Source organism: Nitrosopumilaceae archaeon (assembly GCA_035631875.1).
Lineage (GTDB): Archaea > Thermoproteota > Nitrososphaeria > Nitrososphaerales > Nitrosopumilaceae > TA-20.
The window spans coordinates 1-22,120 of the sequence record DASQHX010000007.1; the positions used below are offsets into that span (position 1 = coordinate 1).

Annotated in this window: 25 protein-coding genes; 17 read left to right on the forward strand and 8 right to left on the reverse strand. The window is 36.4% G+C overall.

The annotated features are described in order from the left end of the window. On the reverse strand, positions 1 to 289 hold a 289-nt coding region (locus VEU72_01565), incomplete at its 3' end, for a hypothetical protein (protein HYL65823.1). A gap of 102 nt (positions 290 to 391) precedes the next feature. Here VEU72_01565 and VEU72_01570 point away from each other — a divergent pair. Both VEU72_01570 and VEU72_01575 read left to right on the forward strand, forming a co-directional pair. Further along, positions 392 to 769 (forward strand): hypothetical protein, encoded by a 378-nt coding sequence (locus tag VEU72_01570; protein HYL65824.1) that lies wholly within the window; start codon positions 392 to 394, stop codon positions 767 to 769. 336 nt (positions 770 to 1,105) lie between these two features. Next, positions 1,106 to 2,548 carry a menaquinone biosynthesis decarboxylase gene (locus VEU72_01575; protein HYL65825.1) on the forward strand — a complete coding sequence of 481 codons (1,443 nt, stop codon included), beginning with the start codon at positions 1,106 to 1,108 and terminating at the stop codon, positions 2,546 to 2,548. Here the strand turns inward: VEU72_01575 and mqnC are convergent. Next, complete coding sequence (mqnC, locus tag VEU72_01580; protein HYL65826.1) at positions 2,545 to 3,663, reverse strand: cyclic dehypoxanthinyl futalosine synthase; 1,119 nt, start codon at positions 3,661 to 3,663, stop codon at positions 2,545 to 2,547. The two genes, VEU72_01575 and mqnC, sit on opposite strands and share 4 nt — an antisense overlap. A gap of 90 nt (positions 3,664 to 3,753) precedes the next feature. Here mqnC and VEU72_01585 point away from each other — a divergent pair, with 90 nt between their 5' ends. Further along, positions 3,754 to 4,542: a 2-amino-3,7-dideoxy-D-threo-hept-6-ulosonate synthase gene (locus tag VEU72_01585; GenBank protein ID HYL65827.1), complete on the forward strand. Its 789-nt coding sequence runs from the start codon at positions 3,754 to 3,756 to the stop codon at positions 4,540 to 4,542. Then, on the forward strand, positions 4,529 to 5,584 hold the full coding sequence (locus tag VEU72_01590) for a 3-dehydroquinate synthase II (GenBank protein ID HYL65828.1): 1,056 nt from the start codon (positions 4,529 to 4,531) through the stop codon (positions 5,582 to 5,584). The genes VEU72_01585 and VEU72_01590 overlap by 14 nt, the downstream gene beginning before the upstream one ends. 21 nt (positions 5,585 to 5,605) lie before the next feature. On the opposite strand, the gene VEU72_01595 is transcribed toward VEU72_01590, so the two are convergent. After that, positions 5,606 to 5,809 (reverse strand): hypothetical protein, encoded by a 204-nt coding sequence (locus tag VEU72_01595; GenBank protein HYL65829.1) that lies wholly within the window; start codon positions 5,807 to 5,809, stop codon positions 5,606 to 5,608. 48 nt (positions 5,810 to 5,857) lie between these two features. Beyond that, positions 5,858 to 6,703 carry a site-specific DNA-methyltransferase gene (locus tag VEU72_01600; protein HYL65830.1) on the reverse strand — a complete coding sequence of 282 codons (846 nt, stop codon included), beginning with the start codon at positions 6,701 to 6,703 and terminating at the stop codon, positions 5,858 to 5,860. A gap of 144 nt (positions 6,704 to 6,847) precedes the next feature. Between VEU72_01600 and VEU72_01605 the strand changes: the two genes are divergently transcribed. From VEU72_01605 to aroA, 6 genes are all read left to right on the forward strand, one after another. After that, positions 6,848 to 7,492 (forward strand): hypothetical protein, encoded by a 645-nt coding sequence (locus tag VEU72_01605; GenBank protein HYL65831.1) that lies wholly within the window; start codon positions 6,848 to 6,850, stop codon positions 7,490 to 7,492. Between the two features lie 101 nt (positions 7,493 to 7,593). After that, positions 7,594 to 8,355: a hypothetical protein gene (locus tag VEU72_01610; GenBank protein HYL65832.1), complete on the forward strand. Its 762-nt coding sequence runs from the start codon at positions 7,594 to 7,596 to the stop codon at positions 8,353 to 8,355. Between the two features lie 79 nt (positions 8,356 to 8,434). Further along, complete coding sequence (aroD, locus tag VEU72_01615; protein ID HYL65833.1) at positions 8,435 to 9,106, forward strand: type I 3-dehydroquinate dehydratase; 672 nt, start codon at positions 8,435 to 8,437, stop codon at positions 9,104 to 9,106. Next, positions 9,103 to 9,924 carry a shikimate dehydrogenase gene (aroE, locus tag VEU72_01620; GenBank protein ID HYL65834.1) on the forward strand — a complete coding sequence of 274 codons (822 nt, stop codon included), beginning with the start codon at positions 9,103 to 9,105 and terminating at the stop codon, positions 9,922 to 9,924. Before aroD ends, aroE begins: the two co-directional genes overlap by 4 nt. Beyond that, positions 9,924 to 10,778 (forward strand): shikimate kinase, encoded by an 855-nt coding sequence (locus VEU72_01625; protein ID HYL65835.1) that lies wholly within the window; start codon positions 9,924 to 9,926, stop codon positions 10,776 to 10,778. Before aroE ends, VEU72_01625 begins: the two co-directional genes overlap by 1 nt. Further along, the gene (gene aroA, locus VEU72_01630; GenBank protein ID HYL65836.1) at positions 10,768 to 12,033 is read left to right on the forward strand and encodes a 3-phosphoshikimate 1-carboxyvinyltransferase; all 1,266 of its coding nucleotides are present in this window, start codon (positions 10,768 to 10,770) and stop codon (positions 12,031 to 12,033) included. The genes VEU72_01625 and aroA overlap by 11 nt, the downstream gene beginning before the upstream one ends. An 8-nt stretch (positions 12,034 to 12,041) precedes the next feature. Here aroA and VEU72_01635 read toward each other — a convergent pair whose 3' ends face one another. Then, on the reverse strand, positions 12,042 to 12,878 hold the full coding sequence (locus tag VEU72_01635) for a GNAT family N-acetyltransferase (protein ID HYL65837.1): 837 nt from the start codon (positions 12,876 to 12,878) through the stop codon (positions 12,042 to 12,044). Positions 12,879 to 12,894: 16 nt separating this feature from the next. On the opposite strand from VEU72_01635, the gene aroC reads away from it, so the two are divergent. From aroC to VEU72_01655, 4 genes are read left to right on the forward strand one after another with little or no spacing between them, the layout of a single operon-like run. After that, positions 12,895 to 13,995: a chorismate synthase gene (aroC, locus tag VEU72_01640; protein HYL65838.1), complete on the forward strand. Its 1,101-nt coding sequence runs from the start codon at positions 12,895 to 12,897 to the stop codon at positions 13,993 to 13,995. Between the two features lie 2 nt (positions 13,996 to 13,997). Next, positions 13,998 to 15,362 carry an aminotransferase class I/II-fold pyridoxal phosphate-dependent enzyme gene (locus VEU72_01645; protein HYL65839.1) on the forward strand — a complete coding sequence of 455 codons (1,365 nt, stop codon included), beginning with the start codon at positions 13,998 to 14,000 and terminating at the stop codon, positions 15,360 to 15,362. A 1-nt stretch (position 15,363) separates the two neighbouring features. After that, complete coding sequence (locus VEU72_01650; protein ID HYL65840.1) at positions 15,364 to 16,221, forward strand: prephenate dehydrogenase/arogenate dehydrogenase family protein; 858 nt, start codon at positions 15,364 to 15,366, stop codon at positions 16,219 to 16,221. Then, positions 16,222 to 16,623, forward strand: a complete 402-nt coding sequence (locus tag VEU72_01655) for an NUDIX domain-containing protein (protein HYL65841.1) — start codon at positions 16,222 to 16,224, stop codon at positions 16,621 to 16,623. Here the strand turns inward: VEU72_01655 and thiC are convergent. After that, positions 16,606 to 17,937, reverse strand: coding sequence for a phosphomethylpyrimidine synthase ThiC (gene thiC, locus VEU72_01660; protein ID HYL65842.1), 1,332 nt, complete (start codon positions 17,935 to 17,937; stop codon positions 16,606 to 16,608). The genes VEU72_01655 and thiC overlap by 18 nt on opposite strands. Positions 17,938 to 17,992: 55 nt before the next feature. On the opposite strand from thiC, the gene thiD reads away from it, so the two are divergent. From thiD to VEU72_01675, 3 genes are read left to right on the forward strand one after another with little or no spacing between them, the layout of a single operon-like run. Then, on the forward strand, positions 17,993 to 19,297 hold the full coding sequence (thiD, locus tag VEU72_01665; GenBank protein ID HYL65843.1) for a bifunctional hydroxymethylpyrimidine kinase/phosphomethylpyrimidine kinase: 1,305 nt from the start codon (positions 17,993 to 17,995) through the stop codon (positions 19,295 to 19,297). 48 nt (positions 19,298 to 19,345) lie between these two features. Continuing rightward, positions 19,346 to 20,047 (forward strand): nucleotidyltransferase family protein, encoded by a 702-nt coding sequence (locus VEU72_01670; protein ID HYL65844.1) that lies wholly within the window; start codon positions 19,346 to 19,348, stop codon positions 20,045 to 20,047. 8 nt (positions 20,048 to 20,055) lie between these two features. After that, entirely contained in the window at positions 20,056 to 20,499 is a 444-nt protein-coding gene (locus VEU72_01675) for a GNAT family N-acetyltransferase (GenBank protein ID HYL65845.1), read from the forward strand. On the opposite strand, the gene VEU72_01680 is transcribed toward VEU72_01675, so the two are convergent. Together VEU72_01680 and VEU72_01685 are read right to left on the reverse strand one after the other, a co-directional pair. Beyond that, positions 20,481 to 20,921: a hypothetical protein gene (locus VEU72_01680; protein ID HYL65846.1), complete on the reverse strand. Its 441-nt coding sequence runs from the start codon at positions 20,919 to 20,921 to the stop codon at positions 20,481 to 20,483. The two genes, VEU72_01675 and VEU72_01680, sit on opposite strands and share 19 nt — an antisense overlap. An 89-nt stretch (positions 20,922 to 21,010) precedes the next feature. Next, positions 21,011 to 22,027: a DUF4921 family protein gene (locus VEU72_01685; protein ID HYL65847.1), complete on the reverse strand. Its 1,017-nt coding sequence runs from the start codon at positions 22,025 to 22,027 to the stop codon at positions 21,011 to 21,013. Positions 22,028 to 22,120 lie beyond the last annotated feature (93 nt).

A 22,120-nucleotide genomic window follows, 5' to 3' on the forward strand; every position in this document is an offset into this window, starting at 1 on the left:
CAACTTCGCCAGATGATACTGATGATGTAGTAGATGGTTTTGGTGCCTCTTTTGGTTTTGGTGGAGGAGCCATTCCTGCTGGTAATGTTCCATGAGTAGGACCTGAAGCTGCCGGTCTTGGTTTTGGTGCCGGAGGTGGTGGTGTATGTTTTGCATGTTGTTCTGCTGGTTTTACCTGAGATGATAATTGGCCAAGCTTTGCTTCAAGTTCAGCTATTTTTGCTTCAAGTTCGGAAGTAGATTTTTTAGTAGAAGATCGTGGTTTTTTTGGTTTGATTTCTTTTGACATGTGCTATTTGGTCATGCAAATGTAGTTTATTTAGATTTTGATCAGGTGTAAACGTGATTATTTATAGAAGTTTTATAAGAAGCGCACGGAATTTATTCTCTGTTGGACGATTTTGAAAGAGAGTATCCCGGGTTTGACTGGAAGAACACACCTGCCTATAAACACCCAGGAGGTAGGAATTGTCCTTGCCCTAAACATGAATACATAAGAGAGCAGATCAATGTAGCAAGAACCGTAAGTCAAACAAGTAAAGAAGTCGGTAAGATCACACTCAAGTTTTGCCCTGATCACTACAAAGTATATCTAAAAGAAGTAATTCCTGCAATGCCTTTCAAATACAGAATGCTTACCAAAATAGCTCTTAAAATTGGCGCAATACAAATTGAACAGCTCAAATACATGCAATCAGACCAATGCTTTTACTGCAAATTTGGATCTGGTGGCCATGACAAGAAAACCGAGTTGCCCCCAATAGGCTAGACAGGCCCAAGCAAAATTTTTGGTTTGTTAGGAGTATCATGATGACATTTTTTTCCACATAGTGGACATGTAACCCTATCCAAAAAGATGCATTGACAAATATGTGACTTCAGATAACTTTCAGCGCTTTTTGTATATTCCCCAGTGCCGTTGCAAAATGAACATGGTGTATCTAAAAGTACAATCTTACCCTGTCCATTACAAACGGCGCATTTTTGATCAGTCACGTTGACGAGTTTCCTTGATAGACAATTAAATTCCTTTTGTTAAATCTTTTCTCTAATTGCTGTGTAAAAATCCAGTTAAGCTTATACAATATACAAATTCAGTAGTTCTATGGTAATAGAAGATCTTGGCGAGTTTGTAGAAAAGCTGGAAAAGGTAGATGAGCTAAAGCGGATAAAAACTCAGGTTGATGCCAATTTAGAGATTGCTGAGATTTTAAGAAGAAATATGTATTCAAATGGTCCAGCACTTTATTTTGAAAATGTAAAAAATTATAACATGCCAGTTTTGGGAAACGCTTTTGGTTCATTAAAAAGATTGTCGATTGGATTAGAAACTGACGATTTTACTCAAATTGGTCAGAGAATTGTGGATATGACAAAGATGGAAATTCCAAGTGGAATTTTTGAAAAAATAAAAAAATTACCGGAACTATCAAAGATGACAGATATTGTGCCAAAACTACAAAAAAGTGGGCCTGTGACAGAAATTTTTGAAGCGTCACCGTCATTTGATAAAATTCCAATTTTAAAAACATGGCACAAAGATGCTGAAAGATTCATCACTTTTGGCATTGTTGCTACAAAACATCCAGATACAGATGTCAGAAATCTAGGAGTATATAGAATGCAGATACTTGACAGCACACATGCTCTCATGCATTGGCAAAAGCACAAGAGAGGAGCACATCATTATGACATCAAAAAAGATGCAGGAAATAAAATTGAAGTTGCAGTAATAATTGGTGCAGACCCAGCAACAGTATTTTCTGCTGTTGCACCCGTTCCTGAAGGGCTAGACAAATATCTTTTTGCTGGAATAACAAGAAAGACCGGAATCAAGACAGTAAAATGCAAGACAGTTGATCTTGAAGTTCCTGCAAACGCAGAACTGGTACTAGAAGGATATGTTGATCCGTCAAATATCAAAATGGAAGGACCGTTTGGTGATCACACCGGATACTATACCCCGCCAGAGCCATATCCTGTATTTACTTTGACTGGAATAATGCGACGACAAAAACCAATCTATCTTACCACAATTGTTGGAAAGCCAATCTTAGAAGATGCTTTTATTGGTAAAGTAATAGAGCGCTCGTTTCTGCCTTTGATCAAAATGTTCCAACCCGAAGTTGTTGATTTTTCTATGCCGGCTGCAGGATGGTTCCAGGGAATGGCTATCATTTCTATTAAGAAAAGATATCCAGGTCAGGCAAAAAAAGTAATGATGGGATTATGGGGTCTGGGTCAGCTTGCATTAACAAAAATTTTTGTTGTTGTAGATGAAAACGTCAATGTGCATGACATGAATGATGTCATATGGGCAATTACAACTAGAGCTGATGCTGCACGAGATGTTATCATAATAAACAACACACCTACTGACACATTGGATCCTGCATCATCATTAGTAAATCTTGGATCAAAGCTTGGAATTGATGCAACGCAAAAAACCAAAGAAGAAGGATATCAAAGAGAGATTCAGGAATTGGTCTCAGTTGACGAGGATACAAAAAACATAGTTGATGCCAAGTGGTCTAGTTACGGAATTTAGTGCATCTGAACTGTATTATAGAAATTGTCTCGTTCTTCTACCTGATATCCAATTTGCTTTACCGCATGTATTATTTTATTTGAAGTAAGCTCTGTAGAGCGGGAACCTGTGCATGAGACAACTTCTTCGCCAAGCAATGTTCCCCCAAAGTCATCAGCACCATATTGCAGTGCAATTTGTGCCATACCTATACCATTTGTAAGCCATGAGGATTGTATGTGTTGGATTAATCCATCATACATGATTCTTGATATTGCTATCATCTTTAGCAGCTGTGAGCCACCCGCAGAGTATTTCACAGTCTCTTCTTTTTGCATTAGGGTATTATTTGGCTCAAAGCTCCAAGGAATAAAGGCCATAAACCCTCCTGTTTTTTCTTGAAGCTTTACAATTTTGATGAAATGTTCTGCAATATCTCTTACAGATTCTATATGTCCATACATCATCGTTGCAGATGCCGGCAGTCCCATGGTGTGAGCTTCCTCCATTATTTTCAGCCACTGCTCAGATGAGATTTTTTTTGGGCTGATTATATCTTTGACAGAGTCTACTAAAATCTCTGCGCCTGCACCAGGTACTGATTGTAATCCTGCTTCTTTTAATCTTGAAAGAACTTCTTTTGTACTAATTTTTTCTACCCTAGATATCATATCAATTTCCGATGCAGATAATCCATGTATGCCAACTTTGGGAAATTTTTTTTTCATCATTTTAAATGCATCTTCATAGTATTCAATTCGAAGTTTTGGATTATGCCCTCCTTGAATCAATACCTGAGTAATTCCAAACATCTCAGATGCTGTCTTGATTCGTGATTCAATTTCTTCAAGTGTAACAGTGTAAGACTCTTCATGTCCTGGCGGTCTGTAAAATGCACAAAACTTGCAGTCAGTTATACATACGTTAGTATAGTTTAGTATCATGTTGTTTACAAATGATACTTTTTTTCCAAATTTTTTTCTGGTAAGATGTCCAGCCACCAGACCAATAAGATGAACGTCGTTTGATTCTAGCAATCGCATGCAATCATCTAGTCCAGGTCTAATTCCATTTAGCGACTTTTCTAAAATGTCTCCAATTTCAGAACTATAAAGATCTTTTGTAACCTGACTCAATTTGTTTTTGGGTTTGTTTCATCTTATTTAATTCTTGACAGCAAATCATACCCGGTATTTTTAAGTAGGGCACAACGAGGATAAACTCCAATGGTCACAGGCCACCAACTCCGAATGAATCGGATTTTACGGGCAGGAAAGATGCTTTGCATTCCAATGGACCACGGAATTTCAAGTGGTCCCCTAAAGGGAATTGAAGATCCTCATTCGTTAGTTTATGATTGTCAGCATTTTGGGTTAACATCCGTCATAGTAAACAAAGGAATTCTAAAGACATTTCCAAAACCACCCAAAGTGGGATTACTAGTACATTATTCAGGCAGTACATCACTTTCAACTTTCCCAAATAGAAAAATGTTAACTGGCTCTGTTGAAGAAGCACTCAGACTTGGTGCCGACGGAGTTTCTCTTCACATCAACATTGGTGGAAAAGAAGAGCCAGAAATGATTGAACAATTTGGAAGAATTGCAGACGATTGTCACAAATGGAGCATGCCCCTATTGGCAATGATGTATCCTAGAGGAGAGAACATCAAAAATCCACACGATCCTGTAATTGTAGGCCATGTTGCAAGAATCGGGGCAGAGCTTGGTGCAGACATTGTCAAGACATTGTATACTGGCGATGTAGATTCATTTGCAAAAATTGTAAAAAGTACTCCAGTTCCAATAGTAATAGCTGGCGGCCCAAAAGCAAAAACTGACATGGACATATTAGAAATGACCGAAGACGCAATGAAAGCAGGAGCCAAGGGAGTAACATATGGCAGGAATATTTTCGAGCACAAAAATCCAGGCAAGATGACTCATGCGCTAGCTGGCATAATATTTAGAAAAGAGGCTGCGAAGGAAGCTGCAAAACATCTTGACGAAAAATAGGGAGTTAATAATTTCCCCCAAAGTATCCAGGGGGCAGCTTGGCAAATTTCTTGCTGAAATTGAGAGCGAAGGAATCAAGATCATAAACGTAGACCCGCAGAGCATAAGAGGAATGAAAACCAAGCTATCAACATTATACACCTCTCAGAGTGCAAGCTATGTCATAGTGGACAAGCCTATCAAATACAAGGGTAAAAAAATTGGCATGAGATTCAAGGTCCTATCAAACTTAGACATTGAAAACATACTAAAATTTGCAAAGATGAGACTTGATTTTGTTATAGTAGATGTCACTGATTGGAAAATAATTCCACTTGAAAATATCATAGCCAAATTGCACAAACTCCACACCAAGGTGTTTGCAACTGCAAGAAATCCAGACGAAGTAAGAAAGATGTTCTCTATTTTAGAAATCGGTGTAGATGGTGTAATATTTTCAACAGATTCCATTAACGAGGTAAGAGAAGTGCTCGTATATCTTGGAACAAGAAGTTTTGAGCTAAAACCTGCCAAGATACTTGAAATTAAAGAAGTTGGAAACGGTGAGAGAGTATGTGTAGATACTGCATCTATGCTTGGACGTGGAGAGGGAATGCTAATTGGAAGCAGATCAAACTTTTTGTTTTTGGTTCACAACGAATCAGTTGGCTCGTCATTTACATCCCCAAGACCATTTAGAGTAAATGCAGGTGCTGTTCACTGCTATACACTTTCACCGGACGGAACTACAAAATACTTGTCAGAGCTAGAGACTGGTTCTGAAGTATTGGTTTTGGATTCACATGGAAGGGCAAGGAGGGCAACTGTTGGCCGCTCCAAAATTGAAAGCAGACCAATGCTTATGATCAAAGCACAGATTGGAAATGAGGTTGGGGGAATCATAGCACAAAATGCAGAAACAATCAGATTTGTAAAACCAAATGGACATTTGATTTCAGTGACTCATCTCAAAAAAGGAGATACTGTTTTGGCTCATGCCAAAATAGCAACTGGCAGGCACTTTGGAATGGAAGTAGACGACGAATATATTGTAGAAAAATAATTATAGAAAAAGAAAAAAGAGTTATTTTATTTTCTTTTTTAATCGGTTTATCTCAGCCATCTCTTCTCGCAAGTGGCGTTTGAGAAGCTGTTCGTGCTCACGCTTATGCCTCCAGTACAGATTCATTAGACCTTGTTTTGATCTTGCTTTTTTGATAGCACTAGCATGCTTTCTGTGGCTAGCTTCGACAGTTCTGAAATAAGACTTGCTGTTTGATGTAACCATCAACATTATTTTCAAAACTTAGTACATAACCTTTGCGAATTTATTTCGTTATATATTCAAAGGTTCTGGATTTTTCCAATACGGAACAAGCTGCATCTTCCTCAGAGAGGGCTGTCCAGTAGTTCGTTTTTTTGCTATCTTTACATATTTTGCAGATTTATCAACCCCAATGTATTTTCGTTTAAGAAATCTGGCCATCTTTGTTGTCTGACCACTTCCAGCAAATGGATCAAGTATTAGATCCCCGACATTACTATAAAGCTGAATCAGCCTGTATGGGATTTCTTCTGGAAATGCTGCTGGATGAAATTTCCTGTAGCTTGGAGGCATTGGAGCTATATGCCATATGGAATTTGCAATTTCTTTTTTCATGATATCATTAATTGTTAATTTACTTTTTTTGTCCTTGATGTTATGAAATGGAATCTTTCTTAGAATGATTATTTGCTCATGCATAATATTTGGATAATAATATGTTGGGTATGGATGCTGTACAGTAACTCTGAATCTTTTTTTTCCGCCTGTCACCTTGTTCCAAATTATTTCTTCAAAAAACTTCCAACCAATCTCTGTTTTTGTTAATTCAGTTAGCAACAAAGCAGGCAGAGGAAGTTTGATTTTTTCCTCAATTATTTCATTTCCTATTACTATACAACAAAAACCGCCAGGTTTTGTGACTTGGTATACCTGAGAAAAAACTGTTTTCATCTCATTAAGCCAATTTTCAAGCGTTCCCCCAACTGTTCCTCTATACCACTTTTTAGAAGTTGTATGTTCAGTATAGTTAATCGCGTTATGATATGGTGGTGAGGTAACAGTAAGTGCAACCTTGTTTTTGCCTATTTTAGAAAGATCTTTGGAATCAGCATTAATGATAGAATTTGATTTCCACATGACAATCATGAATTACTTTACTATTTAATATTTGGAAAAGGTTACAAAAATGTACCTTTAATGTTTTGATCGTGTGCTGGAAAGATTTCCAAAGATCGGCGGTGTAGCATTCAGATTTTGATATGGTTAAACCCAACATTTTTGTTGCAAAACCGTCTTGAATCGATATATAATTTTTCTACCAAGTATTGTCATGATAACGATACCATCAATCAGAGACATTGTGGAGAACTCGGTCATACTAGCAAGATGTATAGAACACGCACTTCACATCATGAAGTTCGTGGAAGGCAAAGAGGACATGTTTATTATGGTCAAAGTCTTTCTCTGCGGTTTGTTTCTAGGGGTAGGATAAGAATGACAGATGGAGAAAAGACTAGCAAGCTAAAAGAGATAAAAGAAACAGTTTCAGGGGCAGTAGAATTAATGCACCAGATTAGATCATCTGGTGTGCAAGAATCCATTGGCAACATCATGTATACTGCAAAGATTGTCAAGGAAATCATCGAAGTTCTCAAAACACCAGAGATGGTCAAGAACATAGAAAATGTTCGCTTGACTTCAGAAAACATGAATGAGATATCCACGAAGATGCAAAACACACTAAAACATCTAGAAGAGAATGGTGTCATAACCGAAGCCAAAGAGTTGGTCAAATCTGCTAAAACTACAATGGATTCGTTTAGCGGTAGCGGCCAGGACGTGCATGAGATTAGTACTTCTATTAAAGAAATGTTCAAATCTATCAGGTTCTTGACTGATGAATTAAGAATAACGGTTGCATCCTAAAAATTGGCGTATATTTCTTTTTAATATTTGAACAAAGATCACATATTCTTTTTGTTTAATCTAATTTCATTTAATAAACGGGCATTATTTTACCGAGAGTATTGACAAAAATCTTCCGTCTCGTATTGTTATTTCTTGTAATTAGTATATCATGTCTTTATACCAGTGCTTTTGCTGATTCAAATTCTACCAAACAAATCCCCATGTTTTCAAAAACACTGGGATATGATCAATCAAATACATTTCATGATAATACAAATAGCTTTTCATTTACGCCACCACGAAATTGGACTATACTAAATGTTCCTGCAAGTATACCAAGTAAGGCCATAGTAATATTTTCAAATGCTAATCACACTGGACTTGCAACCCTCGCAATTTTTTATAAACCAATATCACAACAAGTAGTCTCTGTATTAGGAACATTTTCTGATAGAGATATTTTATCTGAAATTTCAAATGAATTATCTTACAGTGGGACAGACTCCCAAACTAAGGTTTTACAATCAGGATTGCAAAGATACCAAGATGGAATCATAATCAAAGCAGTATCCTTAACACAATATCCAAACGACACTACTAATATTCAAAATGAGCACCTAATTTTCTTTTTAAATGATGGACGAGAATACACTCTACTTCTCACAAGTAAGCCTCAAAACTTTAACCAAGATCAAAATTATTTTGAAACATCAGCAGATACGTTTTATGTTGTCCCAAATGAAAACTCTACTCAAATTAAGACATCCAAAATAGGTCCGCCAGTACCAGAGTTTGGACCTTTGACAGGGATGATAGTAGCAGTATCAATAATTGGTACTGTGATTATATCAAAAAGATTTGGATTTTATTTCTCAAAATAATTCGTCTACACAACCATAGATTCACTCATAATCTTTTATTTGAACAAAGGCTTAATTTCACAACATATCAACTAAAAATATGGCATACAAGACATGTGTCACACTAGCAGAGTCAAGTCCCGCAAAGTTAAACAAGCTATTGCAATCTTCACTAAAAAGATCTGACTATATAGAAATAAGATTTGATTTTATGGAACCAAGCAAGGTTCCATTAACCCTGAATTTAATAAAAAAACATCTTGACAGATGCATCTGTACCTTAAGGCCAAGATCAGAGGGAGGCAAGTTTTCTAGTAGTGAAAAAAACAGAATTTCTATTCTTAAATTAATTGCAGAATACAATCCATATCTTTTAGACGTGGAATACAACACAATACGAAAAAACAAGGCATTACGCCAGTATTTGAGAAAAACAAAAACAAATTTGTTAATATCATGGCATGATTTTGCAAAAACACCAAACATCAATATCTTAAAAGCAATGAGAAAAAAGATGACAAAATTTTCAAAAAATATTAAAATTGTAACCACTGCCAAATCAATGAAAGACACATTATGCATTTTGTCGCTTTACAAATTTCAGAGCAACACCAATCTCGTTGCCTTTGCTATGGGAGATTATGGGCGTATGTCAAGAATTCTCTGCACACAGTTAGGTAGTCCTTACACGTATGTTTCACTTGGCAAGCCAGTAGCTCCAGGCCAGTTTAGTCTGGACGAAACCAAATCAATCTTTGAGTTGAAACAATGACTAAAACTTATGCAGTGATAGGAGATCCAATAGATCACTCGCTTTCACCAGCTATTCATAATGCAGCCTTTGGATTTTTAGGAATAGATTGTACGTATATCGCATATAGAATTCCTAAAGGGGAACTCGCATCTGGCATTGAAGCATTAAAAAAAATTCAGATTTCTGGATTTAATGTAACCATACCACATAAAGTTGACATGATGAAGTTTCTTGATGAAACAGATGAGAACTGTAAAACAATTGGCGCAACAAATACAGTTGTCAACAATGATGGTTCTCTTAAAGGGTATAACACGGACATGGATGGATTTTTAGATCCAATAAAAAAAAGAAAAATAGATTGCAAGGATTCTGATGTTTTACTTGTTGGTGCAGGAGGAGCAGCCAGAGCTATTGTTGTCGGATTTGCAAAAGAAAAAGCCCATAAGGTTACTATTGCAAATAGAACTGCAGAAAGAGCGTATGACCTTATTAAATTTGCAAACAATCTAGGAATGCAATCAGATTATTCTGATTTATCAAATGCTGGGGAGATAGCAGGAAAATACAAGTTTATTGTAAATGCAACATCAATAGGTCTAAAAGGAAACGCATGTCCCATTTCAACTAGAACTATAACAAAGGATTCCATAGTTTATGATATTGTATACATGCCAGTAGAAACTGAATTAATTGAACAGTCAAAAAAACAAGGTGCGACTATCATATATGGATGGGAAATGCTTCTTGGTCAGGCAATGCGTTCTTTTGAGATTTGGACTGGACGAGAAGCACCATATCAGGCAATGAAATTAACATTGTTGGGGAGATTTTAATGCCAGCAGCAAAGGCGATCATGCATGGCGCAGTTTCCATAGTAAATGCAATAGCAACTGGCAAAGGAGCGACACTTGGTATATCACTTAACGTAGAAGCTGATATTCATGCCACACCTGGTGTTGGACTATATTTTGAGAACAAAGAGTCCAGTCTAAGCTCGCGTCTCATAAGAGCAGTAATGGAAAGAGCCATACCAAAAGCAGATCTTGAAAAAAACAAGATCACGGTATTGGTCAAATCAGATATTCCTTCTGGATATGGGTTGAAGAGTTCTAGTGCTATTTCGTCTGTAGTTTCATTGGCTTGTACTAAACTATTCAAGCCAAAGATATCAGATTTGGAGATTCTCAAGTATGGAGTAGAGGCATCTATACAAACCAAGGTGAGCATAACAGGAGCATTTGATGATGCATGTGCATGTTATTTTGGAGGTTTTGTTGTCACAGACAATACAAATCAAAAAATCATAAAATCAGAAAAAGCACCAGATGATTTGCTAGCCATTATATTCATTCCAAGCTCACGAAAACGCAGTAATGTGAAAAAGCTAAAAATTCTTGAAGGAGTATTTTCTCAGGCATGGACACTTGCAAGCAATTCTGATTATTGGAATGCGATGATGTTAAACGGCCTTGCAACATCCACTATACTAAATTCTGATCCTAGAATTCTTACAGATCTTGTAGAAAATGGAGCTCTCGCAGCTTCAGTTTCTGGCAACGGACCATCTATTGCCGCAATTACAAAAAAAGAAAGTATTTCAAATATCAAAAAAATATTTGCTTCTATGGAAGGCTCTACAATAATTTCTGAAATAAACAACAAAAAGGCCGAAGTCTATGAAATGTAAAATTGAAAAAGCAAGGCTTTCAGGAAATATAATCTGTCCTCCAAACAAGAGCTACACCCACAGGGCGATATTTTTGGCATCACTTGCAAAAGGAAAAAGTCAGATAAGAAACGTGCTGCTTTCAAGGGATACCATTGCAACAATTAATGCATGCAAAACATTTGGATCAATAATCAAAGAAGATAGCACTAATCTAACAATAGAAAGTTCAGGGGATTTGAAACTGCAAAGTAATGAGATTAATGCATCAAATTCAGGAACAACGATCAGAATTTCTGCTGCAATAGCATCACTTTCAAATACCAAAACAACACTGACCGGAGATTCAAGTCTTAGAAAAAGACCAATGCAACCATTACTTGATGCATTAGTAGATCTTGGGGCAGAGTGCACATCAACAGATGGCAAGCCCCCGATAACTGTAAAGGGAAAAATTCTTGGAGGGAAGGTATCAATTTCAGGCTCAGTTTCGAGTCAGTTCATATCTGCACTAATGATTGCATCACCAAAAACAGAAAATGGTGTCAAGTTGGATATAGAAGGAAATCTTGTATCAAAACCATATCTTGATGCCACCATATCTACGATGAAAAAATTTGGTGTCAATGTTGATACCATATCTCCTTACAAAAAATACAACATTTCAAAACAGCAATACATACCAACAGATTTTACAGTACCTTCTGATTTTTCAAGCATGGCGTTGTTACTTTCTGCAGCAGTATTAATTGGGGATAAAATGACAATTTCTGTTCTAGCTGGTGATCTTCCACAAGGAGACAGAGAAATGATAGCACATCTTGAAAAGCTAGGTGTCAAGATAAATTTGGATGATAGAATAACTGTAAAGACTCCATCATCACTTGATGGTGGAAGATTTGATCTTTCAAACACACCTGATCTTCTTCCGGCTTTGGCAATACTTGCACTAAAGACATCAAAACCGATTGAAATCTACAACGTAAAGCATGCAAGATTTAAGGAAACCGATAGGATTGCTATCTTGGCTTGTGAACTTGCAAAAATTGGCATCAAGGTACAAGAAAAAGAAGATGGGTTGATTCTTGGAGCACCCGATATTCTAAAAAGTGCTGATTTGAATTCGTCTGATGATCACAGATTGTTTATGGCATTCTGTATTGCTGGAATGTTTGTAGGGAATTGTACTGTTTCTGATCCACTATCAGTTGATGTTTCATATCCAACATTCATTCAAGACATGAATGCAATTGGGGCAAAAATTCTTTCAGATTAATATAATCATTATAGATTTTTCTTTAGATCTTTTTTCATCAAGTAAAAAAGTGGCCTCTTTGTTAGTGATTCCATAGTTAGTATATTTTTTGCCTGAGAAAAAACCTGAATTCTTTCAGAGTGTGATTCATGACCTTTGTTTTGGATAAATCGTAAAATATCCAGCATTCCCTCGTCTGTACCGTTGATAAAACCAAGCTGCAAAACATTTGCAAAGTTTTTGGATTCATTCCATATTCCCATTGCCAAAACTCGTCCATTTTGTACAGACAATAGAATTCTTTTTTGTCGTATTAATTCTTCCAAGTCTGAGCTTTCCAACGGAAGCCACTTCCATGAATCAACATATGTGTATGAAGATACAAATCTTGTAACCTGATTGACATTAGATGCTAAAACCACAGATGAAGTTTCTTTTTTTGGCGTTAGAGCATAAAGTCGCCACCAATCTTCAATGACATATCCCATTGATTTGGCAAGGTCAATTGAGGGAGTGTTATCACTTTCTATTATCATCCTAATTGTTTTAGAATTTGCAATTGATTCGCAGTGTAAAATTATCCTTCTTCCATATCCTTTTCTTCTGTTATTTGGATGAATTCTGATTCCTTCAAGCCAAGCTTGTCTATTGTCTATAAAAACAAGATGAGAAAGACCAATAGGGATATCGTTTTCAACAGCGACAAAGAGATTTCCCTGTAAAATCCAAGAATCCCATACATCAGAGATGTAATCCCCCCAAGAAAATGTGTCTTTACAAAAATCCAAGACAGCCTGTTTGTCACTTGGTTGTGCATCACGAATTTGCATATTGTTGTATATTATTCCTATAAGGATTATAAGCATCTAGAGAGAAAATTTCATTGTGTCATACAGTTCTATTGGTGAGCGATTTGTGCTTACAAGTTTTGGTGAATCTCATGGAAGATGCATAGGAGCTGTAGTAGATGGTTGTCCTGCAGGTCTAGAATTACAAGAAAAAGACATACAAAAAATGCTTGATCTTAGAAAGCCAGGCCAGTCAATAGTAACTACCCAGCGAAAAGAGGAAGACGTGGTAGAGATTCTTTCAGGAATTTTTAGAGGATACACCACTGGTGCACCAATTACAATGATAATTTGGAACCAAGATAAAAAATCCAAAGACTATGAAAATCTCATAATAAAACCAAGACCTGGGCATTCTGATTATCCTGCTTTTATAAAATACCGGGGATTCAATGACTATCGTGGGGGCGGAAGATTCTCTGGCAGATTGACTGCCACGTTTGTAATGGCAGGAGCAATAGCAAGAAAGCTTCTTTCAAAGACTTTGGACATTGACACCTATTCCTACACTTCACAAGTAGGTAAAATAAAAATGAAAAATCAAGCTACACTAAAGATGAAAAATGCGATTTACTCTAATGACGTAAGATGCCCTGATACCAAAATAGCTAAGAAAATGCGGGCTGCAATACTTGCTGTAAGAAGAAGTGGAGATTCAGTTGGAGGTGTAATAGAATCCATAACACTAAACGTTCCAATAGGTTTGGGTGAACCAATCTTTGGTTCCTTGGAATCAGATCTAAGTAGGGCACTGTACTCAATTCCGGCAGTAAAGGGAGTTGAATTTGGTTCCGGGTTTTATGGTTCTACAATCAAGGGCTCAGAAAATAATGATGAATACATAATAAAAAATGGAAAAATAGTAACCAAGACAAACAATGCAGGCGGAATACTTGGGGGATTATCAACTGGAATGCCAATTGTTCTTCGAGTAGCTTTCAAGCCAGCTTCTTCTATAGCAAAAAAGCAAAACACCATAAACATAAAGACAAAAAAACCCGCGTCGTTGATAGTGGAAGGAAGGCACGACCCTTGTGTTGTTCCGCGTGCACCTCCAGTGGTAGATTCTCTTGTCTCTCTTGTTCTAGCAGATCATGCCATTAGAAATGGCTTCATACCATCGGTTCTGAAATAGAAATGTCTGATATTGAAAAGCTGCGTGATAAGATAAACAAGATCACATTTGATATGATAAGACTTCTAAAAGAACGAAATGATGTTGCAAAGGAAATTGGCAGCCTTAAAAATAATTTGGGTCTTGGTGTAACAAATGAGGAGCGAGAGAACCAGCTTAGAACTAAAGTTCTTTTATTATGCAAAGAAATTGGCCTAGATGAAAAAACAGCTTCGGCATTTTTGAATTTATTGTTAAATGAATCAATCAAGGTACAATCCACCAACAAATCAACACATCTTTCAATATTTTTGAAAGCCAAAGCTTTGGAAAAGGAAGGGAAAAAAATTATCCACATGGAAGTTGGAGAACCAGACTTTTACCCACCCAAAGTTGTAAAATCAGCTCTCTTAGAGGTTTACGATAAAGGATACACAAAATACGGTGATTCTAAAGGAATGCCAGAATTTCGAGAAAATTTGGCAAAAAAAGTTTCCTTGTCATATGGCGTAAAAATACAAACTCAAAACATCATGGTTTCACCAGGTGCAAGATTTTCAGTTTTTCTTGCAATTTCTAATCTATTGCATCCAGGTGATGAAATGATAGTAATCGAACCTGCGTGGCCAGCATATAGAGAAAACGCGCTAAACTCTGGCATTAAGGTTCGAACAATACAAACTACACTAGATGACAAATGGGAGCCATCCATAGATCAGATTGAAAATACGATAAACCTCAATACCAAAATGATTGTACTAAATTATCCTAACAACCCAACAGGTAAGATTCTCCCAGACAAGATTCAAGATGACATAATGAAGATTGCAATAAAAAATAACCTCTATGTTTTAAGTGATGAAATCTACTCAAACTATGCATATGGAAAATGGAAAAGCGTTCTTGCCTACGAATACAATAAAAGTATCATAACACAGTCGTTTTCAAAATCACATGCCATGACAGGTTTTAGAATAGGTTATGCAATATCAAGCCCAGACATAATAGACAAAATGGCAAAGCTTCAAGCATTATGCATTACAAACGTTGCAGAACCAATCCAATATGTGGCCTTTAGAGCACTTGATGCAGACACTAGCGATAATGCAAAAATCATGAGAAACAGACTAGACCTTCTGATAAAAAAAGCAAAAAACATGCAGTTGGACTTTGTAGAACCTAATGGAGCAATGTATCTTTTTGCCAAAGTAAGAAAGGATAACTTTGATGTTGCTTCTTTTATCAACAATCTTCTTGATTTAGGAGTTGCAATCGCACCTGGCGAAGCCTTTGGGAACTATCAGAATTTTGTCAGGATATCTGCCTGTCAACCAGAAGATTTACTTAACGAAGGCATGCAAATAATAGATGAGATATTAAGGAAATAGTATGATAAAGAAAAAAATTGCAATTATTGGCTCCGAAGGACAGATGGGCAAATGGTTTTCGAAATATTTTATAGAGAAGGGTTTTGAGGTCATTGCCTATGATTCTGAAAAAGAAATTGTAAACAAACTGGTAACCAAAGCCAAGTCTCTAGTTGGCGCAATTCTAAATGTCGATTATGTAATACTTGCAATCCCAGTAAAACGCACTCCTGAAACAATCAGATTAATTGCAAAAGAAATGAAGCGAGATTCTTATCTTATAGATATTTCATCTCTAAAATTAAAAACATTTTCTGCATTATCAAAAATCCCAGATAAGGTAAATCCTATTTGCATTCATCCCATGTTTGGACCAGGTACAAAAAAACTCAAAGGTCAGAACATCATATCTATTCCAATCAGGGATGCAAAAAAAGAACTTCTCATGGCAAAATCTCTTTTTCCCGATGCAACTTTTGTTTCAATTGATGCCGTAGAGCACGACAAAAAAATGGCAATGATTTTGGGTATGACACATCTTGTTAACCTTTCACTTGCAAACATTCTATCAAAGGAGGAAAACTTTACACTGGTAGAAAAGATGTCAGGTACAACATTTAAAGCTCAAAAAATACTCACTGCAGGAATAATGACAGAGTCAGCTGAGCTCCTAGAGACTATCATTTCAAATCCTGAGATTAGAAGATATGCTGAAGAATTATGGAAAGATATTGGTAGGATGCTTATTTTAATTCAGGAAAACAAGTCTGAAGAAATTATAAAATACATAAATGTCACCAAGGAAAGACTAGCGAAAAATGTAGATCTTGACGAAGCTTATAAGAAACTAATAGCGATGGTAAACTCTGTAGAAAAATAGTTGTACTCCACAAAAATTGTCACATCTTTTCTTTTACATGCAGACAAGTTTCTCATTTTAAAACGTAGTCAAAATGTAAAGACCCTAAAGGGTCAGTGGGCTGGTATAAGCGGCATAATAGAAGGAACAGAGGAACCACTGCAAAGAGCAAAGATAGAGATTTTTGAGGAAGTAGGGGTGACAGAAAATTCTCTTGTTCTACTCAAGACGGCGTCTCAAATGCAGATAAGATCGCAGTATACAAATCATGAATGGACAGTTTTCCCTTTTTTGTTTTCTGTAAAAGAACCAAACATTAAACTGAATTGGGAGAATTCAGAATACAAATGGATCTATCCCAGTGAGATTTCAAAATATCAGACAGTTCCAAGCTTGGATAAAGTTCTAGATAGCTTGATGTAGTTTTTCTATTTCTTCTGGAGTGTTGTACCTTTGTTGTGGTAACATTATGTACACACAAGCTCCTCCACACATTGTACACGGAACTGTATTGCCATTTATCTGACCAACCCTTCCATGAATACGAGATGCCTCTTCTGGGTCGATAGAAAGTGCAATTTGTTTTTCCCAGTTTAATGTGCGTCTTGCCTCGGTCATCTCCATGTCCCATTTTATTGCCTTGTCCCGTAACTTTACCAAGTCACCTGCATGAGCTGCAATTCTATACGCGATTAGTCCTGCCTTTACCTCTTCTGGGGTTGGCAATGCCAAATGCTCAGACGGCGTAAGATAACACAATAAATCTACTCCTTCACTTGCAGAAATTGCAGCACCAATGGCACTTGCAATGTGATCATGACCAGATGCAATATCAGTAACAAGCGGACCTAAAACATAGTATGGAACATCGCCTATCAGAGATTTTGCCAGTCGCACATTTGCTGCAACTTCATTTAATGGAACATGTCCTGGGCCTTCAACCATAACTTGGACATCTTTTTCATGAGCTCGTTTTGTTAGTCTGGATACATTGATCATTTCCTGTACCTGCAGTTCATCATGAGAGTCTAAAATAGAGCCTGGTCTTAATGCATCTCCCAAGCTAAATGTCACATCATATTTTCTTGCCAATTCAATAAGATAGTCAAAATGCTCAAAGTATGGGTTTTCCTTGTCATACTTTAGCATCCAGGCAGCAGTAATGGTACCGCCCTTGCTTACTATTCCAGCATGTCTTTTTACTGAAAGAATCCTTTTTGCAATATCTTTTGTAATTCCAGAGTGTATCGTGGTATAATCAACGCCGTCTTTGACGTTTCTTTCAAATGCTTTGAGAAAATCATCCTCGGTAATATCAAGTGGATTCTTGCTCTTTTGCACACCATAATTATATGCCTCATACACTGGAACCGTGCCAAATGTTATTGGTGCGGCATCTAGCAGAGTTCTTCTAAAGAGCCCTACATCACCACCGTCGCTGAGGTCCATTATGGTATCAGCGTGATACTTTACTGCAACCTTTGCTTTTTTTATCTCCTCATCCAAATTATTTGAAAGTGTAGAATTACCAATGTTTACATTTACTTTGGTTTTCATTCCTTTTCCAATACCTACAACTCTAATTTTCTGCGGTCTTTCATTATTGTGTGGAACAATTATGGAACCGTTTGCTATCTTGGGTACTAACCACTCTAAAGTTACATCTTCATCTTTTGCAACTGCTTTCATTTCTTCTGTTGCAATTCCCCTACGTGCAGAACTCATTTGTGTAGTCAAATCATTATTTCTACCAAATGATTGGATTTAAACGTGAGTTTCATGTCTTAAATTTGTGATTGTATTATCCATAGCAGGATCTGATCCATCAGCAGGGGCAGGAATCCAGGCAGATCTGAAAACATTGACTACACTTGGAGTCCATGGTCTGACAGTCATATCAGCAATAACTAGTCAGAATACATCAAAGTTTTCCAAAGTCAAAGAAATTTCTTCTGACATGGTATATAGTCAACTTGAATCAGTTTTGTCAGATTTTAATATTGATATAATAAAAATCGGAATGGTATATAGTTCATCAATAATAAAAATAATTTATTCAGAATTAAAAAAGACCAAAATACCAATAGTTTTAGATCCAGTGTTTGAATCAACAACTGGAGGAATCTTATTACAAAATGAGGCTTTTCCTCTTTTTAAGAAATTACTCGTACCTCTGTCTTTTGTTATAACTCCCAACATACCAGAAGCTGAGAGGCTTACAGGCATAAAAATAAGGACATCTAAAGATGTCAGAAGAGCAGCAATCAAGATCCATCACATGGGTGCAGAAAATGTAGTCATAAAAGGTGGTCATTTGGATAACAAAAATGTAACAGACTATGTTCTGGAGAAAACTAAATTTTACTCCTTTTCTGGAAAGAGGGTAAATCGTACAACTCATGGTGGAGGATGTAATTTTTCATCTTCCTTAGCAGCAAGTCTGGCAAAAGGCCATAGCCTCAAAAATTCAATAAAGTTCGCAAAAGAATTCTCGTTTAAATCCATAACAAATTCACAAAAAATTGGAAAGGGTATCTTTGTAACAAAAACAGGTAATAGTGATGAAATAGAAAAGGAATTATCAAATGCAATTTCTAAATTTACAAATTTAAAAAACATATCAAAACACATACCAGAAGTTCAGACAAACTTTGTTTTTTCAAGAAAAAATCCAAAATCATTAAATGATGTCTTAGGAGTTTCTGGCAGAATTGTAAAGGTTGGGGACAATGCAATAGTGACTGGCAGTTTGAAGTATGGTGGCTCAAAACATGTCGGGTCTGCTGTTTTGCAAATGGCAAAAAAGTTTCCTGCCATTAGATCTGGCATCAACATAAAATATGACAAGGAATTTATCAAAAAAGCAATTTCAAAAAAATTTACTGTATCACATTATAAAAGATCATCAGAACCCGCTAAAACTAAGACTAGAGAAGGAAACACGATATCATGGGGAATTAAAAATGCAATTAGAAATTCATCCAAGCCTGTAGATTTAATATTTCACAAGGGTGACCTTGGGAAAGAGCCAATGATCCTGATTTTTGGAACTAACCCAAATGGAGTTCTTGGCAAGCTTATCAAAATAGTTGCATAATGACATTTCATCCTTCAACATAAATACCAGAATTTTAAACATAGTTTCGTGAAAGCTGTAATTCTTGCAGGCGGACTGGGTACAAGGCTTCAACCATATACGACTTTTCTTCCTAAAGCCATGCTCCCATTAGGTGAAAAACCGCTTCTTGAGCATTTGATTGACTGGATAAAAAAGAGCAACATAGATTCCATTGTTCTGTGTGTCAGTTATTTGAGAAGAACGATAGAGGACTATTTTGAAGATGGAAGTAGGTTTGGAGTAAAAATAGAATATGCAGTAGCAAATAGGCCTTTTGCAACAGCCGGACAGCTAAAGACAGCTGAGGAGTTTATTGATGATACTTTTGTTTGTGTCTATGGTGATTCTATTTTTGATTTTAATTTAAAAAACATGGTAGATTATCATAAAAGAAAAAAATCATTTACCACAATGGCGTTATTTGAATACAAAACAAAACTTCAGTATGGATTCATAGAGACAGACAAGAACAACAAAGTAACAGCGTGGAAAGAAAAACCAGAGATAAAAGGGAACATCAATGTTGGATGTTATGTGATGGAGCCTGGCATACTAAAATTAATTCCTCCAAACAGACCTTATGGCATGGATGATGTTATAAAAAGTGCAATTACACGCAAGAACAAAGTGAGTGGATTTTTAATTAAGAAAGGTTTCATAGATATTGGAGACAAAACTTCCTACAGAAAAGCATATCAGTACTATCTCGAAAAGCTTGGCCAAATCTAATACCAACCATGACTGTAAAAATTCGTGAATTACAAGAAAAGGATCTCTTCAATGGTTTTTTAGCATCTTTAGATTCCCTTAGAAAAGCAAGTGATCTGAGCCCAAAAAAAGCCAAAATTATATTTAAGAAAATGAAATCAATACCAGATCATATTATCTATGTTGCAGTATCTGATTCGAAAATAATAGGCGCCGCTACCATATTCATCGAACCAAAATTTATTCATAATGGTGGCAGGGTAGGCCACATAGAAGATGTGGTAGTAAGCAAAGAACATCAGGGAGAAGGAATTGGCCTAAAACTAATCAAAGCACTAATACAATATGCAGAAAAAAAAGGTTGCTACAAAACTGTACTTGATTGTGCAGATGAGATAGTACCATTTTATAAAAAATTAGGGTTTAAGCATTTTTCAAATTCTATGAGAATTGATCATCGATCAAAAAAATAGTCTTTTTTTGGCTTTGGTTTAGTCTTAAACAGCAGACCACCAAATATCATGACAGGTATTGATACTGCCATAAATATAGGAGGACAAAGTGTCACTTCAGTAATAAGGTATTTTGCATCTATAGTAGAAAGCAAAGTATTTGCATAATACATGCCCCCAAGTAATACTGCTCCACCAACAACAACCATCGCACCAATAAATCTTGAACCATATCTGCGTGATAACAAGTATGACAGACCAGTTAGAATTAATGCTGGACCGATACCAATTGAAATAAATTCAAGCACTTTGGGTCCAATGTCAAATCCTTCTATGTCTGTAGGTGAAGCATGTGCAAGAAAATTAAACAGTGATAAAATTTCAGCAACAAACAGTATAAACCAAGCAAGGCTTGCACCACCAACCCATTTTTCAATTGCCATAGAAATTATTTTTTTAATTCAATAAATAAACCAAGTGATTGATACGACAAATGTTATTTTTAACTCTAGATTAGAAAAATAGATATCATTTAGACAATGCCGACAAGATTAGCAAGTTCTTTCCTACATGAAGCGCCTAATTCTTCTGCAGCTTTTTCTGGAGTAATCTTATTTAGAAATACTCCATATCCTCGCTCAAGTCCTGACCAAGAATCATCTTGTGGATATATTTCTATGTGCCAGTGGATTTGTCTATTGTTTTTCTTTTCTGGTGAAAGATGAAAGACCATGTTGTAAGAAGGATTTTTCATTGTAGTTGCCAGTCCACCCAGCGTTGCACGCAATATCAATGATAGATCATTAATCTCTTTTTGCGTAATTTTTGAAAAACTTGTTATGTGTTTTTTTGGATAAATCCAGAATTCATATGGATGAGATGGTGCCCATGGGCAAAATGCAAGAAATCCTTCAGTTTGGAGTATTTGCCTTGGTCCTCCTGTCTCTGTAGCTACAGCTTGACACATTGCACATATTCCCTTTTCATTTAAAATTTTGTGCGCAGCTTCTGCTTCTAGTTCTATTGTTGGAGGTATTGTAGAAAAAGTGACGACGTTTATGTGAGGATGAGTAGTAAAACCACCTGCTTCTTTACCATGATTAACGTAGATTGAGACATATGTAACTCCCCTTTGGGTATAAAGCCAACGAAGTCTGTCTTGAATAACTACTAGAACGTTTGACCACTGTTCTGTAGGCAATGTGGCAAGAGAATCTTTGTGTTTTTCAGATGCAACTACGATGTAATGATACCCATAAGCAGGTTCACTATACAGAGGCCTATCACTGAAAGAATTTTCAGAGTCTGTAGAGACGACAGGATTTTTACTTTCAAAAACTCTAACCGACCAGCCTTCAACAAAATAATCTTCGCTGTCTTGTAGTCTTTGTAGCATTCCATCTTTTGCGACAAGTGAAAGTGATGATGGGTTTGTCATGGATTCATTTCCAGGACAGAATGGACATTTTTTTGAATCTATAGCTATGTGGTTGTTGGGAGAAACAATAACAAATTTTTCAACTACATAGTCTTTACGCAGATCCCCCATATCAATACAGTCCATATCTAGTAAGTTAAAACCTTTTCAGAGATCGGATAAAAAAATATTGTAAAGTTTATGTGTAACACAACAAACTCGGAA

Coding starts and splice junctions, on each gene's coding strand:
- VEU72_01595 (HYL65829.1), bottom strand. CDS start 5,809: ATGGTTACATCAAACAGCAAGTCTTATTTCAGAACTGTCGAAGCTAGC.
- VEU72_01680 (HYL65846.1), bottom strand. CDS start 20,921: ATGGCAATTGAAAAATGGGTTGGTGGTGCAAGCCTTGCTTGGTTTATA.
- VEU72_01575 (HYL65825.1), top strand. CDS start 1,106: ATGGTAATAGAAGATCTTGGCGAGTTTGTAGAAAAGCTGGAAAAGGTA.
- VEU72_01625 (HYL65835.1), top strand. CDS start 9,924: ATGCCAGCAGCAAAGGCGATCATGCATGGCGCAGTTTCCATAGTAAAT.
- VEU72_01635 (HYL65837.1), bottom strand. CDS start 12,878: ATGCTTATAATCCTTATAGGAATAATATACAACAATATGCAAATTCGT.
- VEU72_01645 (HYL65839.1), top strand. CDS start 13,998: ATGTCTGATATTGAAAAGCTGCGTGATAAGATAAACAAGATCACATTT.
- aroA (HYL65836.1), top strand. CDS start 10,768: ATGAAATGTAAAATTGAAAAAGCAAGGCTTTCAGGAAATATAATCTGT.
- aroE (HYL65834.1), top strand. CDS start 9,103: ATGACTAAAACTTATGCAGTGATAGGAGATCCAATAGATCACTCGCTT.
- VEU72_01585 (HYL65827.1), top strand. CDS start 3,754: ATGGTCACAGGCCACCAACTCCGAATGAATCGGATTTTACGGGCAGGA.
- VEU72_01675 (HYL65845.1), top strand. CDS start 20,056: ATGACTGTAAAAATTCGTGAATTACAAGAAAAGGATCTCTTCAATGGT.
- VEU72_01600 (HYL65830.1), bottom strand. CDS start 6,703: ATGTGGAAATCAAATTCTATCATTAATGCTGATTCCAAAGATCTTTCT.
- VEU72_01650 (HYL65840.1), top strand. CDS start 15,364: ATGATAAAGAAAAAAATTGCAATTATTGGCTCCGAAGGACAGATGGGC.
- aroD (HYL65833.1), top strand. CDS start 8,435: ATGGCATACAAGACATGTGTCACACTAGCAGAGTCAAGTCCCGCAAAG.
- VEU72_01685 (HYL65847.1), bottom strand. CDS start 22,027: ATGGGGGATCTGCGTAAAGACTATGTAGTTGAAAAATTTGTTATTGTT.